The organism is Arthrobacter rhizosphaerae (assembly GCF_023062595.1).
Classification (GTDB): domain Bacteria; phylum Actinomycetota; class Actinomycetes; order Actinomycetales; family Micrococcaceae; genus Arthrobacter; species Arthrobacter rhizosphaerae.
Map to the genome: position 1 here is coordinate 389,368 of NZ_JALLAN010000002.1, position 14,104 is coordinate 403,471.

Consider the following 14,104-nt stretch of genomic DNA (forward strand, 5'->3'; position numbering starts at 1 on the left):
CGGAAGGGTTAGAGCGGTAGCAGCGCTGAGAGGTCGGCCCGCAGCCCGGAAGCCATCACACGGCCGCCTGCTACCGCCTCGGCCCAGCTCAACTGTCCGGTAACCATGGCCAGCCAGGTGGCGGCGTCGCACTCGATCACGTTGGGGGGAGTGCCGCGCGTGTGGCGGGGCCCTTCCACGCACTGGGTGACGCCAAAGGGTGGAACCCGCACCTCGACGGAGTTTCCGGGAGCGCGGGCGGTGACCTCCTCAAGCGTGTACCTCACCGCAGTCGCTGTTACTGTCCGGGGTACTGCGGCAGGGGAGTCGTTAGAGTCCGATGACGGCGCGCTGGCTTCCAGCCAGGCGGCAAGTGCCGCACGGCCCTCGTCCAGCGGAATTCGTCGCCGGGATACAGCCATGTCTGGGCTCCTGGAGGGGTCTAAAGCTGGTTTACGAAGGGCGGTTTCAACCTTACGTCAGGTTGGTGGTGCACCTAAGATTCCTCAGTCAAGCAGCGCTGAAACAGCGTGGCCGAGCCGGATCTTGCCAACGGGACGGCCACCTCCCAGCACGGGCTCAACCACCTTTTCCAGGACGCTGGAAACGCCGGGAATGTCCACGGCGCCCGCGGCTGCCAGGACAGTGAGGCCCACCAGGGTGGTTGCCCGGAGGTTCCCGTCGAGCATCTTGATGGCTACGGAAACGCCCTGCGATGTCGCCATGACCAGCACGCCCTCGGCGCCCACCTTGGCAATGATTTCCAGTTCATCCATCACGATGGTGTTCGCTTCACCCCGCCCCTGGACCGCCCAAGGATAGTCCAGCATGGAGGTGGCAATCGTGGCGGCGCGGGCGTTGGAGCTCTTGTCCCCAGGCGCTTTGGCGAGCAAAGAGAAGGCGCGCGCCAGACCTGTCAGTGAAATGGCGGCAACCGGGGCTCCGCAGCCATCAATGCCGAGGTGAGCAATGCGTTCCCCGGAGTATTCCTCAATCACTGACCGGATTTGCTGCTGCAGGGGATGGTTGGGCTCGAGGTAGCTGTGGATGTCCCAGCCGTTCTCGATGCACGCCCAAAGGAACGAGGCATGCTTTCCGGAGCAGTTGTGGGCCAGCCGTGATTTGCCTTGGTCCGAACGGACCAGCCAGTTCCGGGCTGTTTCATCCTGCGGCCAGGCGGCGGGGCACTGAAGGTTCTCCTCTTTGAGGCCCGCTGCCTTGAGCATGCCTTCCACCACATCCATATGGTCCAGAGACCCGGTGTGGCTGCCGCAGGCGAGTGCTACCTGCGCGCCGCGCAACGGCACACCGGACTGCATGGCGGCCAGTGCCTGCAGCGGCTTGAGCGACGAGCGCGCGTAGATGGGTGTTGTGATGTCCCCCAGCTGTGTGACGACGGTTCCGTCCGCGGCCAAAACCACGGCGGAACCGATGTGCCGGGATTCGACGAAGCCGCTGCGTTCCACCACTGCCAGTTCGACGGCGGAGTCCACGGAAAAGGTGGCATGCGAATTTTCTGGCATGGCTAAAGTCTAGGGCGCAGGCCTTGGAATACCCGGCTACTCCACGGTGACCATGAGCGATTGCCAGCCGGACGCGCCGTCGGGCACCGGGTCCGCCCGCTGGTCCGTCTGCACCTCACCGGTTCCGTCGGTGGCGCGGACCTTGATGTAATGAGGACCCGGAGTCGCTTCCCAGTCAAATGACCATTGCCGCCACGTGATGACGGATGCTTCAGCGGAGAGCGTGGCCTCGGCCCACTCGTCGTTGTCGATCTGGACTTCAACCTTCGTGATTCCCCTCGTTTGTGCCCACGCCGTCCCGCCGACTGCCACCCGCCCCGCGGGCACCTTGGCAAAGGACCTTGGCACTTCCACCCGTGTCATGGTCTTAATGGGGCCACGTTCCGACCATCCACGCTGCGTCCAATAGGCCTTGCTGTCAGCGAACCGGGTGACTTCAAGATCCACCACCCACTTCGTGGCGGACACAAAACCGTACAACCCCGGCACCACCATCCGGACAGGGTAGCCGTGCTCCAGCGGCAGCGGCTCTCCGTTCATGGCGATGGCGAGCATGGCGTCGCGGTCATCCTGCAGGACCTCCAGCGGGGTGGATGCGCTGAAGCCGTCCTCCGACGTCGATAGCACCATGTCCGCTCCCGGCCGGGGGCGGGCCATCCTCAGCACATCCCTGAGGGGCACGCCCAGCCACTTGGCGTTTCCGGCCAGGTTGCCGCCCACGGGATTGGATACACAGGTGAGGGTCACATGGGACTCGATCAATTCGGCGTCGAGCAGGTCCTGGAACGTCAGCCGGATTTCCTCTTCCACGAGTCCGTGGACCCGCAGCTCCCAGTCCTCTACCTTGATTTCCGGAACGCTGAGGGCTGTATCAATGCGGTAGAAATCGTTGTTGGGCGTGATCCACGGGGTGACTCCCTGCACCGGGGACTGGACGCCTGCAGGAATGGCTGGCGCCGCCGATGCTGGTTTGGGCAGTTGCAGCGATTGTCTGGCCTGCGCGATGTTGCTCCGGGCGGCACCGAGAAGCCGGCCGCCGCCTGCCGCGATGACCGAGGCTACAGCAGTGATCCCCGTGGCAGCGAAGAACGCCCGCCGGGTCGAAGCCGGGCGCCCGGCGCGGTCGGCAGCGGCACGATCGGCAGGCGCTTTGGCCAACTCGTTACTCCCGCCGATCCGCCACAGCTGCTTCGTCAGGAGCCTCAGCACCACCGCCCCAGCGATGGTGCCGAAGAGGGTGGGCAGGGCATCGACGGGTTTCACCCCGGCGCGCGTGACAACGCTGGCCACAATCACCGCACCCATCAGCAGAACGCCGGCCACCCCCAGAACCCACCTTCGGTACGCCACCACGCCCAGGACCGCTGCAAGTGCTGCGATGGTCAGTCCCATTCCAGCGAAAAGGGCGGCCTTGTCGTTGGTGCCGAACGTTGCAATGGCAAAATCCTTCATCCACGGCGGAGTGAAGTCGATGAAAGTCGATCCCAAAGCAATAAGCGGAGTCGCACGCGCCGTGAAGAAGGCGCCCGTCAGCTCCGCAACGGAAAGTACGACGGCGGCCGCGGCCATTCCAGCCAGGGCGGCCAGCGCCGCCGGGCTTCCCAAGCGGGATCTAAGGTTCGTCATACCCTTCGTTCGTAGCCGCTCGCCCCGCGGATTTGTCCGACAGCGGTGGGCGTTGCCCGGCAGGGAAGAGCGGGTACAGGTTAGGGAACCTCGATGACAATGCTCGGCAGCCCCTGCCCTGAGCCTTGCGCTGCTCCTGCCTCGCCCCCGACTGAAGCGACACGGGAGACGCAGCAACAGATTTTCTCGGCGGCTTTTTGCTGGCGCTCGCTGTAGAACACGTCCCGGTGGTCAATGGCGCCGTCGAGGCGGAGCACCCGGACCTCACACAGCCCGCATTCGCCCTTCCGGCAGTCGAACATCATGTCTGCCCCGGCGTCCTCCAAGGCCTCCAGCATGGAACGGTCGGGACCAACAGTCGCTTCAATGCCCAGCCGTGGAATCCGCACAGTGAATTCCTGCGGCGCATACCAGCCGCTGTTGCCGAAGGTCTCGAAGCGCAAGTTGGCCGGGTTGAGCCGTCGCTCCAGCCAGTTCCGCCGGACCGAGTCCATGAGCCGGATAGGTCCGCACATATACAGCTCCGTGTCGGGAGCCAGTGCGCCCACCACGGACGCGACCTCCAGGTTTGTGCCTTCGTCATTGATGTGCGCGACCAGCCTGTCGCCATGAAGCTCCTGCAGTTCGTTGAGGTAGGCCATGTCCGCCCTGCTGCGCCCCGCATAGACCAGGGTGTAGTCCGCATGAAGCTCCCGCAGGACGCGGGCCATGGCCGCGATGGCCGTAATGCCGATGCCGCCGGCCAGCAGGAGATACCGTGGTGCGCCGATGCGTAGGGGGAAGTTCTGCAGCGGCTGCGTGATCTGAAGTGTGTCTCCCACTCTCAGCGCGTGCATGGCTAGCGATCCGCCGCGGGAGGAGGGGGCGCGGAAGACGCTGATGGTGAGTCGGGCGCCGTCGTCCGCTGATTCCACCACTGAATAGGAGCGCTTGAGGACTTCATCCTGCAGGGAAGCGGCCCCGTTCAGAAGCTTCACATCGATGTGGGAGCCCGGGTCCGCTCTCCGTGGGAGGTCCGGCCGCAGAACGATCCGTTGGATCTGCTCGGTCACGGCAGCGGTTTCAACTACTGTTGCCTGCTGCCAAACTTCTATATTCGTCGCTGCCATTGGCTGAATCCTTGACTGTGTTGATTCCGGCGGTGTTCGGGCGTGTTTTCGGGCGTCCCTACGCGAACGGGACGAGGCGTCCCTCGGCCGCCAGTTGGCGTTCGATGAGGCGCCGGACCCACATGCCGCCGGCGTCGATGTTCAGGTTGTAGAACTCGTAGTCCGGATTGGCGTCGATGGCAGCCTGCTGTGCCTCCAGCATGTCTTCGTCCTCCTTGAACACCCGTGACACCCGGTCGCGGAGCTGGGTGGTGATGAGCTGGCTCTCGAGCCGATAGTTACGCATAAACGCCCAGAAATAGTGGCAGGTTTTGGCGGTCTCGGGGGAGATGGTGTTCATGACATAACCGTTGACCCCCTGGCTGCGGTCGCCGCCGGGAGCGCCGGTGCCGGCTTTCGCCACGCCGACGTCAATGCAGATCGTCGAGGGGGACTCGAAATGGATGATCTGCCAGCGGTCCACCTTTCCCTCGTACCCCGGAAACTTGTCCTGGATGTTTTTGCGCCAGAACGGTGGTGCGTCGATGTCGAGCATCCATCGGGTCACTGTGACCGTGTTGCCCTCGTGGGTCACCACAAAGTCGGACTCACTGAGCTCCTCCTGCCCGATGCTCGAACCATGCACGAATTCCTCGTGCGTCAGGTCCATCAGGTTGTCGAGAACCAGTTGGAAGTTGCAGTTGACCGGGATGGTCAGCCCGTCGCCGGCCCAGGCAGGGTCGGTCATCTGGCGCATGTCCGGGATCAGTTCCGGATCGGCCTTCGTGGCGTCGCCAAGCCAGACCCAGACGTAGCGGTAACGCTCGACGACGGGAAAGGAGGGCACCGTGGCGCTCGGGTTGATGGTTTCCTGGGCGGGCATGGAGACACAGCGGCCCGCGGAGTTGTAGATGATGCCGTGATAGGGGCACTGGATCTGGTCGCCGGCCAAAGTCTTGCCCAGTGACAGCGGTGCCAGGCGGTGCCAGCAGGCGTCGGCAAGGGCGACGGCCCGGCCGTCTTCCGCCCGGTACAGCGCCAAAGGCCGGTCCGCAATACGCCGGGACATCGGTTTGCGGGTGACCTCATAATCCCAAGCCGCCACATACCAGGCGTTGAGGGGATATCCGAGAACCTTGTTCGTGGTGCTGGACGCATTGCTGGTGCGGGGGGCGCTCTTTACGGCGGTGCTGTCTACAACGGGGGCGATGCTCACAGTGACTTCCTTCCAAACGGGCCGGACTATCTACATTGATAGATAGTGAGCTGGACCACAGACTATCTATGGATATAGTTATTGGCAACACCGAATGCAAAGGAAACACTGTGAGCCTCCGCTATGCCTTGCTGGCGCTGCTGACTGTCGAGCCGATGACCGGATATGACCTGTTCAAGCACTTCGAGTCCTCCGTGGGGTACGTCTGGCATGCTCCTGACTCGCAGATCTACCCGGAGCTGCGGCGGATGGAGAGCGACGGCCTGCTCGAGGGCCGGGAGGTTCCGTGGGGTCCGCGCGGCAAGAAGACGGAGTACCGGATCACCGACGAGGGCGTGGAGACGTTCCGGGCCTGGATGAACACGGACCTGGAGTACAGCAGGGAACGGGACCCGGCGCACCTCAAGGCCGCGTACCTTGAGTGGGCGGAGCCGGAGGCGGCCCGGAGCCAGATGCAAGCCCATATCACCCACTACCGGGCGCGGCTGGAGCAGTGGACTGAAAAGATCAGGGAAATCGACGACGGCGCCAGTCCCATGCTGAATAAGCGTTTGTCCGGAATACCCGCCGAGGAGCACCAGAAAACGGTGGCTTTCAAAAGGTTCACGTATGAAGGGCTTATCGCCCGGGCGGAACATGAAATCGCCTGGGCGGAGCGGGGACTGGACCTGATCTCCGAGCTTTACCGCACTCCCTGACCGTGTGCTGTCCGCCAAAACCGTGGGCTTCGAAGGTCACGGCTTAGGAGTGCACCGGGTCCACAAAGTACCCTTGGAGACTGTGAAGGTACTCGTCATTGGCCCTGGTGGCCGCGAACACGCCATTGTCCGCTCCCTGCTTGCAGACCCCAACGTCTCCGAAGTCCACGCGGCTCCGGGCAACGCCGGAATCAGCAAGCTGGTCCCAACGCATGCGATCGACGCCAATGATCCTGACGCCGTCGCCGCTTTGGCCGCACGCCTGACTGCCGACCTCGTGGTGGTCGGCCCCGAAGCCCCGCTGGCCGCAGGCGTGTCCGACGCCGTGCGTGCGGCGGGCATTCCCGTATTCGGGCCCAGCAAGGCCGCCGCGCAGCTGGAGGCATCCAAGGCCTTCGCCAAGCAGGTCATGGCCGAGGCCGGCGTTCCAACAGCCATGGCTTTGGTTGCCGCCAACGCAGAGGAAGCTGAAGCCGCCCTTGATACGTTCGGCGCCCCCTACGTGGTGAAGGATGACGGACTTGCCGCAGGCAAGGGAGTTGTGGTCACCCACGACCGTAATGCTGCCCTCGCCCACGCCCAAAGCTGCTTCGACGCCGGCGGAACCGTGGTTATCGAAGAGTTCCTGGACGGCCCGGAAGTTTCGGTCTTTGTGCTGTGCGACGGGCACAACACGGTGGCCCTGTCCCCGGCGCAGGACTTCAAGCGCATTTTCGACAACGATGAAGGCCCCAACACCGGTGGAATGGGTGCCTACACGCCGCTGGATTGGGCACCCGAGGGACTGGTGCAGGAGGTCATCGACAGGGTGGCACAGCCCACCGTCAACGAGATGGCCGCCCGCGGCACACCCTTCGTTGGTGTCCTGTTCGTCGGGCTCGCCCTGACTTCCCGCGGCACGCGTGTCATCGAATTCAACGTCCGGTTCGGCGATCCGGAAACACAGGCCGTGCTGGCCCGGTTGAAGACCCCCCTCGGATCCCTGTTGCTTTCCGCTGCGAAGGGCGAACTGGACAAGGCCGAAGAGCTGCGGTGGGCCAGGGAAACCGCGGTTGCCGTCGTCGTGGCTTCCGAAAACTATCCTGACACCCCCCGCACCGGAGACCGTATCCGCGGGCTCAAGAAGGTAGATGAGCTAGAAGGCGTGCACGTCATCCACGCAGGGACCGCGCTCGACGACGACGGCAAGGTCATCTCCGCAGGTGGCCGGGTGCTCGCCGTCGTCGCGCTGGGAACCGACCTCGTGGAGGCGCGGGAACGGGCGTACGACGGCGTGGAGCTGGTTCAGCTGGAAGGCTCACAGTTCCGAACGGATATCGGCCGCAAGGCTGCCCGCGGCGAGATCCGCGTAGCAGCCTCAGGGGTCACCGCAGCCTCGAAGGCAAAGGCATGAGCATGGTGGATTTGAACGAGACCGGAACTCCGGCCGGAGGACTCCAGACCCAGGCGCCTCAGCTGCCGGGCTGGAAGCACGTTTACTCCGGGAAGGTCCGGGATCTCTACGTGCCACTCGATGAAGCCATCAAGGACCAGCTCCACCAGGATTGCGTCCTGGTGGTGGCCAGCGACCGGATCAGCGCATTCGACCACGTCCTCAGCAGCGAGATTCCGGACAAGGGACGCATCCTCACGCAGCTGAGCCTCTGGTGGTTTGAGCAGCTCGATGTGGAGCATCACGTCCTCGCGTCCACTGTGGAAGGCGGCGTCCCCGCAGCGGTGAGGGGCAGGGCCATGATTTGCAAGAAACTGGACATGTTCCCGGTGGAATGCATCGCGCGCGGCTACCTCACAGGCTCGGGACTGGCCGAGTACAAAGAGTCGCGTACCGTCTGCAGCATTCCGCTGCCCGAGGGCCTCGTTGACGGGTCACGCCTCGAGGAAGCGATCTTCACACCATCCGCGAAGGCAGAGGTGGGGGAGCACGACGAAAACATCACCTATGCCGCCGTGGTGGACATGGTGGGCGTGGACGTTGCCGAGCGGCTGCGTGAGCTCACCCTGAAGATCTACAGCCGGGCCGAGGAAGTGGCCCGCGGACGGGGGATCATCCTCGCCGACACCAAGGTGGAGTTCGGGTTCGATGTGGTCACCGGTGCCATTACCCTCGGGGATGAGGTGCTGACCCCTGACTCCTCGCGTTTCTGGGATGCCGCCACATACGAACCAGGAAAGGCCCAGCCGTCCTTTGACAAGCAGTACGTCCGGGACTGGCTGACCTCTCCGGAGTCCGGCTGGGACAGGGCCTCGGATACACCGCCGCCGGCGCTTCCGGCCGAGGTTGTGGACCGCACGCGCGGCCGCTATGTCGAGGCGTATGAGAGACTCACTGGCCGGAGATTCGTTTAAGCGGCCGGTTATCAGCCGGCTGTATCAGCTGAGCCGCCCGACGCCGCAGCAGCGCGGCGTTCGGCGAGCTTGATTTCCAGGATGGCGTCCATGGCCTGCTGCAGCCGGTCCGAAGCCCCCGCTGAGCTGAACTCTTTCCGGGCCTCTTCCAGGTGCTCCAAAGCCTCCGCGGTCTCTCCCGCCACCTTGAGTGACTTCCCCAGCAGGAGCGACACCTCGCCCGCCGTGTGCTTGCCCAGTGCCTTCCGTTCCGCGTGGATCTCGCGGAGCTTGTTGACAGCTGCCACGATGTCGCCGGTGAGGTAGAGCCACCGGGCCCGGATGAACGCAACCTCGAGCCGATCGGTCTTGTTTCCTCCGACGATAGAGAGCGCCAGTTCGGCACGCTCGATGGCTGACAGCGTTTCCGGCTCCACTATGCCGGAGGACAGGCGGACTGCGGCCGAGGCTTTGTTGAACCGTGCCCAAAGCTCGATGTCGTTCGCAGGTGAGAGCAACCTGGCCGCGCGTTCGTGGTGCTTGATGCCCTCCTGGTAGTCGTGGCGCATAAACGCCACGTTTCCGATCACCCAGGCCACTTCTCCGGCGAGTTGGGACATGGAGTTCTCGTCAGTTTGCTCATTCATGAGCTGGCAGTACTTCCAGGCCTCCTCAAGCCTGCCGCTTTCGGCCAGGGCGCCGATCAGCGCGCGCATCGCACCGATGATCAACGTGGAACCCTGGGGCAGTTGCGCACAGAGCCTTACAGCTTCCTGCGCGTGCCCGACGGCGTCAGTGAGCTGACCTTGGCCGTGGCACACCGCGGCGAGCATCTGCCGTGCCCTGACGCCCAGGCCCACCGATTCGGCGGCCATGGGGTGCTCCAAAAGGTGCTGGATGATTTTTTGGCATTCAGCCAGGTGGCCCTGCTTCATGAGGCACTCGGCCTGCATGTACGTCATGTTCCACCAGGCGCTGGTGTTCCGGCCTTCGAGGGCTATTTGCGCCGCGGTTGCGGCATGGCTGGCGGCAAGCGGATAGTCCCTGAGGTCCCAGGCCTGGCGGGCATAAAGACCGGCCAACACGTACTCGGCGTCGCTGATGGACACCGGCTGGCTCCAAGCCTCGAGGGCTTTGGGGGCCATTTCCAGCCGCCTGGCCAGCTCTTCAATGACCTCGGCAGTTGGCTCACGGCGCCCGGTTTCGAGCAGGGAAATGTAGCTGGGGGAGTAGAGGTCCTTCCCGAGTTCGGCTTGAGTCAGCCCCCGTTCGAGACGCTCCGCACGGAGCTTCTCGCCGAATCCGTTCCCCACCGGTTCCTCCTCATTTTGGACAGTCTTAAAGGAAATGCTTGACAGCCTCTGTGGAAAACATTTTACAATGTATGTCAACAAGTGCTGTGCACGCTTTGTAACGAATCCGACTCGTATTGAGGAACATCCATGTTCAAGAAGATTGCTGCTTCCGTTGCCATGGCCGGGGCAGTGGCTTTCGCGTTCGCCGCTCCAGGCGTCGTCTCCGCCGCCGCCGCTGAGTCCTCGATTGTAGCGATCGGCAACTGGCCGGATCCCATGAGCGCACCGCAGGCGATTGGTGGCATGCTCGCTCCAATGGGCATCGGCAACTGGCCCGATCCGATGTAAATAGACGTCAGCCCGAAAGGGACCATCCAGAGCCCCGGGTCTATGCCAAGCGCATGGACCCGGGGCTCGAGACTTTAAGTCGCTATTTCTTTCAGGCCCCGAGGGGAATCAACGCTTTGGAAACGCGAAAGAGGGCCTTCCGTTTGGAAGACCCTCTTACTGTTTGGTCGGGATGACAGGATTTGAACCTGCGACCTCTTCGTCCCGAACGAAGCGCGCTACCAAGCTGCGCTACATCCCGATCCGCTGCAAAAGCAACTTTACAAGAATAGCGGATCGGGGCTCCGGATGCGAAATCACCGGACTCCCGGTGCGGCCCCTCGACCGGGAATCAGACCAGCGAGTCCTTCCACGCTCCATGGAGCTGGGCGAAGCGCCCGCCGCCACTGATCAGATCCTCGGGACTGCCGTCTTCCACCACCCGTCCGTCGTGGACCACCAGCACGCGGTCCGCCGTCTCCACCGTGGAGAGGCGGTGCGCGATGATGAGCGCGGTGCGGCCGGACTCCTTCCCGGCAACCCCTTCCAGAAGCCCTGCCAGGCCCTGCTGTACCAAGCGTTCCGAAGGGACATCGAGCGACGACGTTGCCTCATCGAGGATCAGGACAGCCGGCTTCGCCAGGAAGGCGCGGGCAAAACTGATGAGCTGGCGTTGCCCGGAGGATACCCGCCCGCCGCGCTTGTTGACGTCGGTGTCGTAGCCTTCCGGCAGCTCAAGGATAAATTCGTGAGCTCCTACAGCCTTGGCCGCTTCCTCTATTTCCTCCCGTGAGGCCTCCGGGCGTCCCAAGGCAATGTTGTCCGCCACGGAACCGCTGAAGAGGAAGGCTTCCTGGGTGACCATCACCACGTTGCGGCGAAGATCTGTGGTGCTCAGGTCCCTGAGGTCCACTCCATCCAGGGTGAGCGTTCCGGAGGACACGTCGTAAAACCTGGCGATCAGCTTGGCGAAGGTCGATTTCCCTGCACCGGTCTGCCCGACGAGGGCCACTGTCTGTCCGGCGGGAACGTGGAGATCCAGTTTGGGAATGATGACGGGACCGTCGCCGTACCGGAACTCCACTCCCTTGAACTCGATGGTGCCGCGTGCGTCCTTGAGCGGTACAGGGTTCCTGGGTGGCCGGACTGTGGGGACCTCCTCCAGGAGACCTGAGACCTTTTCGAGGGCCGCCTGCGCGCTCTGGAAGGAGTTGTAGAACATGGCCATCTGGTCCACCGGCTGGAAGAAGCGCTTGGCGGACAGCATCAAGGCCAGCAGGACCCCCACCTCCAGATCACCGCCCAGAACCCGGAACCCGCCGAAGAGCAGGACGACCGCCACACAGACGTTGCCGATCAGCACCAGGCCCGGCTGGAAAATGCCGTTGAGGTTGATGGAGCGGACGGTGACTTTGCGGTAGTTCTCAGAGAGCTCGGTGTACCTCTGGGCGTTCTCCCGTTCCTTGCGGAAGGCCTTGACCGCGCGGATTCCGGTCATGGATTCGACGAAATGAACGATCAGCCGTGCTGACACCACCCGGGATTCCCGGAAGACAATCTGGGAGTGCTTCTGGTACCAGCGGGAGAGGAAGTACATCGGGACGCCCGCGCCCAACAGGATCAGGCCGCTTCGCCAGTCGAGGGCAAATACGGTGACGGCTGTGAACACCATAAAGAGCATTCCTGAGGCCAGGGAGCTCACGCCGGAATCGAGGAGTTCCCTGAGTGCTTCCAGATCGGAAGTCTGCCGGGCAATGATGCGGCCGGAGGTGTACTTCTCGTGGAACTCGAGGCTGAGACGCTGGGTGTGCCGGAACACCCTGAGCCGCAGGTCCAGGAGCATCGCCTGACTGAGCTTCGCCGTCGACGTGACATACAGTGCGGTGAGGGCCGCCGTCGTGATCGCTGCCGCCAGATAGGCGACGCCGGTCAGTATCAGGGGGACGTTGTCCCCGTCATGCAAGGCCGGGAGGGCATGGTCGATGCCGAAGGCGATCAGGACCGGCCCCGCGACCCTTGCGAGCTGGGAGAGGATCACGGTGGCCAGGGTGAGCCAGAACCGGAGCCGGACCGGACGGATCAGGGACCCGAGCAGCGCGAGCGACCGCCGTCGGACCGTCCTGCTGTCACTTTTGCTGAGGAAGGCGTTGTCCTCGTTGGCTGTACCGAATGTGGTGGTGGTCATCGGGACATCTCCTCCGCCTCGGCGTCGAGTTCTGACAACTCTGAATCGAGGTCCCGCGGTTCCGCCACCAGGTTCGCAATCACGTACCGGTAGTGGTCGTTGGCAGCGAGCAGTTCAGTATGGGTTCCGACGGCGGTGATTCGGCCGTCCTCAAGCAAAGCCACCCGGTCCGCCAGCGCGACAGTGGACGGGCGGTGCGCAACGATCAGCGTTGTGGTTTCTGCGAGAACTTCCCGAAGCCTCGCTTCCACGAGCTCTTCTGTGTGGACATCCAAGGCAGACAACGGGTCATCGAGCACCAGGACCTTGGGTTTGGCAGCGATTGCCCGGGCCAGCGCGATCCGCTGGCGCTGGCCTCCGGACAGGCTGAGCCCTTCCTCCCCGATCAGCGTATCCACGCCGTCAGGAAGGGAGTACGCGAAGTGGGCCTGCGCGACGTCCAGCGATTCGTGGAGGAGTTCCTCGGTCCGCTCCGCAGCCCCTAGCAGTACGTTGTCCCGGACTGAGCTGGAGAACAAGGTGGTGTCCTCGAAAGCCATTCCTACTACGCGTCGGAGTTCTTCAACGTCGAAATCTCGGAGATCAACGCCGTCAATGGTGATGGACCCGTCCGTAACGTCGTAGAGGCGGGGGACCAATTGCAGCATGGCGCTCTTCCCGCTGCCCGTGATGCCCACCAATGCCAGGGTCTCTCCGGGCCTGACCTCCAGGGAGATGCCGCGAAGGATGGGGTGTTCCGGCGCGTCCTCAAACGCGAAGGAAGCGGTGTTGAAAGTCAGAGCGCCCTTTACCTCCTGCGGCTTCCGGGGTGACTCCGGGGTAGTGATGGTGTTGACCGAGTCCATGACTTCGAAGTGCCGGTCCACGGCGGTCTTAGCGGTGAGGGCCATGGCAAGGAGCATCCCGGAGAACTCCACGGGCGCCGCGACCACCGCAGCGGTGGCAAAGAAGGCAACCAGCGCGCCAATGCCCAGCTCGCCGCTCGCCGCGAGCATCACTCCCACCACCAGGCCGGCGCCGAGGGCAAGCTCGGGGAGGAGCGTGACCACCATGGTGAACGTGGCCTGGTGCTTGGCCTTGGCGATTTCGGTCTGCCGCAGCACTTCAGCCTGCTCGTTGAAGTTCTCCAGCGCTTCCCGGCTCCTGCCGAAGGCCTTCAGGACGCGGATGCCGTGCACCGACTCCTCAACCGTTGTGGCGAGGTCCCCGGCCTGATCCTGGCTTTGCCGCGTGACCTTGCTGAAGCTCGTACGGAACCGGAAGCCATAAATCATGATGGGAAGGGCGGCGCCGAGGAAGATCAGTGCCAGCTGCCAGCTCATGGTGAACATCACGACGACGCCGATCACCACAGTCAGGGTGGTCACAACCAGCATGATGGCGCCGAAGGCCATCCAGCGGCGAAGGAAATTCAGGTCCGTCATGGCGCGGGAGAGCAGCTGGCCGGAACCCCAGCGGTCGTGGAACGCAACGGGGAGGTCCTGCAGGTGGTGGTAGAGCGAGGTCCGCATCCGGGTTTCCACCGTGGTGGCGGGGTTGATAACGAACTGCCGGCGCAGGGCAACGAGTCCCGCCTCGGCGATACCGAGCACAAGAATGGTCAGCGATGCCATCAGCACTGATTCGGTGGCTCCGCCGGGCTGGAGGGATTCATTGACCAGCACCCGCAGTACCTGAGGAATTGCCAAAGCCACGACGCTGGCCAAAAGGGCACAAAGAAGCCCCAGGAAAAGCCTGGGGAGGATGGGCTTCATGTGCGGATAGAGACGGCTGATGGATTGGAAGAATGAGGTCTGCTTGGTCATGCCCGCTTCTTAGCGCTCAACTGCGTATGTGGTGTCC

12 protein-coding genes and 1 tRNA gene are annotated in these 14,104 nt (G+C 63.5%); 4 read left to right on the forward strand and 9 right to left on the reverse strand.

All coding sequences use genetic code 11. The features are described 5' to 3' along the window. Positions 1-8 precede the first annotated feature (8 nt). The 5 genes from MU551_RS04440 to MU551_RS04460 all read right to left on the reverse strand — a co-directional run bounded on the left by MU551_RS04440 (position 9) and on the right by MU551_RS04460 (position 5,321). Positions 9-401 (reverse strand): sterol carrier family protein, encoded by a 393-nt coding sequence (locus tag MU551_RS04440; protein WP_247040959.1) that lies wholly within the window; start codon positions 399-401, stop codon positions 9-11. An 84-nt stretch (positions 402-485) separates the two neighbouring features. Then, positions 486-1,502, reverse strand: a complete 1,017-nt coding sequence (locus MU551_RS04445) for an asparaginase (protein WP_247040961.1) — start codon at positions 1,500-1,502, stop codon at positions 486-488. Between the two features lie 36 nt (positions 1,503-1,538). After that, positions 1,539-3,128, reverse strand: coding sequence for a molybdopterin-dependent oxidoreductase (locus MU551_RS04450; RefSeq protein WP_247040963.1), 1,590 nt, complete (start codon positions 3,126-3,128; stop codon positions 1,539-1,541). 80 nt (positions 3,129-3,208) lie between these two features. After that, positions 3,209-4,237: a PDR/VanB family oxidoreductase gene (locus MU551_RS04455; protein WP_247040964.1), complete on the reverse strand. Its 1,029-nt coding sequence runs from the start codon at positions 4,235-4,237 to the stop codon at positions 3,209-3,211. A 58-nt stretch (positions 4,238-4,295) separates the two neighbouring features. Beyond that, complete coding sequence (locus tag MU551_RS04460; RefSeq protein ID WP_372489792.1) at positions 4,296-5,321, reverse strand: aromatic ring-hydroxylating oxygenase subunit alpha; 1,026 nt, start codon at positions 5,319-5,321, stop codon at positions 4,296-4,298. Positions 5,322-5,542: 221 nt separating this feature from the next. On the opposite strand from MU551_RS04460, the gene MU551_RS04465 reads away from it, so the two are divergent. The 3 genes from MU551_RS04465 (at position 5,543) to MU551_RS04475 (ending at position 8,476) form a co-directional block, all read left to right on the forward strand. Further along, on the forward strand, positions 5,543-6,130 hold the full coding sequence (locus MU551_RS04465) for a helix-turn-helix transcriptional regulator (protein ID WP_247041122.1): 588 nt from the start codon (positions 5,543-5,545) through the stop codon (positions 6,128-6,130). A gap of 82 nt (positions 6,131-6,212) precedes the next feature. Next, a complete protein-coding gene (gene purD, locus MU551_RS04470; protein WP_247041123.1) occupies positions 6,213-7,523 on the forward strand; it encodes a phosphoribosylamine--glycine ligase in 1,311 nt (436 codons plus the stop codon). A gap of 2 nt (positions 7,524-7,525) precedes the next feature. Further along, a complete protein-coding gene (locus MU551_RS04475; protein WP_247041125.1) occupies positions 7,526-8,476 on the forward strand; it encodes a phosphoribosylaminoimidazolesuccinocarboxamide synthase in 951 nt (316 codons plus the stop codon). An 11-nt stretch (positions 8,477-8,487) separates the two neighbouring features. On the opposite strand, the gene MU551_RS04480 is transcribed toward MU551_RS04475, so the two are convergent. Further along, positions 8,488-9,768, reverse strand: coding sequence for a helix-turn-helix domain-containing protein (locus tag MU551_RS04480; protein WP_247040965.1), 1,281 nt, complete (start codon positions 9,766-9,768; stop codon positions 8,488-8,490). A 129-nt stretch (positions 9,769-9,897) separates the two neighbouring features. Between MU551_RS04480 and MU551_RS04485 the strand changes: the two genes are divergently transcribed. Beyond that, positions 9,898-10,098, forward strand: coding sequence for a hypothetical protein (locus tag MU551_RS04485; protein ID WP_247040966.1), 201 nt, complete (start codon positions 9,898-9,900; stop codon positions 10,096-10,098). A 164-nt stretch (positions 10,099-10,262) separates the two neighbouring features. Here MU551_RS04485 and MU551_RS04490 read toward each other — a convergent pair. The 3 genes from MU551_RS04490 to MU551_RS04500 all read right to left on the reverse strand — a co-directional run bounded on the left by MU551_RS04490 (position 10,263) and on the right by MU551_RS04500 (position 14,067). Continuing rightward, positions 10,263-10,339, reverse strand: a tRNA-Pro gene (locus MU551_RS04490). Positions 10,340-10,429: 90 nt separating this feature from the next. Then, positions 10,430-12,262: an ABC transporter ATP-binding protein gene (locus tag MU551_RS04495; RefSeq protein ID WP_247040967.1), complete on the reverse strand. Its 1,833-nt coding sequence runs from the start codon at positions 12,260-12,262 to the stop codon at positions 10,430-10,432. Beyond that, positions 12,259-14,067 carry an ABC transporter ATP-binding protein gene (locus MU551_RS04500; RefSeq protein ID WP_247040968.1) on the reverse strand — a complete coding sequence of 603 codons (1,809 nt, stop codon included), beginning with the start codon at positions 14,065-14,067 and terminating at the stop codon, positions 12,259-12,261. The genes MU551_RS04495 and MU551_RS04500 overlap by 4 nt, the downstream gene beginning before the upstream one ends. Positions 14,068-14,104 lie beyond the last annotated feature (37 nt).

What these genes read in the sequence shown, in the direction of transcription:
- MU551_RS04445 (WP_247040961.1), bottom strand. Translation starts at nt 1,502, where the DNA reads ATGCCAGAAAATTCGCATGCCACCTTTTCCGTGGACTCCGCCGTCGAA.
- MU551_RS04440 (WP_247040959.1), bottom strand. Translation starts at nt 401, where the DNA reads ATGGCTGTATCCCGGCGACGAATTCCGCTGGACGAGGGCCGTGCGGCA.
- MU551_RS04495 (WP_247040967.1), bottom strand. Translation starts at nt 12,262, where the DNA reads ATGACCACCACCACATTCGGTACAGCCAACGAGGACAACGCCTTCCTC.
- MU551_RS04500 (WP_247040968.1), bottom strand. Translation starts at nt 14,067, where the DNA reads ATGACCAAGCAGACCTCATTCTTCCAATCCATCAGCCGTCTCTATCCG.
- MU551_RS04450 (WP_247040963.1), bottom strand. Translation starts at nt 3,128, where the DNA reads ATGACGAACCTTAGATCCCGCTTGGGAAGCCCGGCGGCGCTGGCCGCC.
- MU551_RS04475 (WP_247041125.1), top strand. Translation starts at nt 7,526, where the DNA reads ATGGTGGATTTGAACGAGACCGGAACTCCGGCCGGAGGACTCCAGACC.
- MU551_RS04485 (WP_247040966.1), top strand. Translation starts at nt 9,898, where the DNA reads ATGTTCAAGAAGATTGCTGCTTCCGTTGCCATGGCCGGGGCAGTGGCT.
- MU551_RS04455 (WP_247040964.1), bottom strand. Translation starts at nt 4,237, where the DNA reads ATGGCAGCGACGAATATAGAAGTTTGGCAGCAGGCAACAGTAGTTGAA.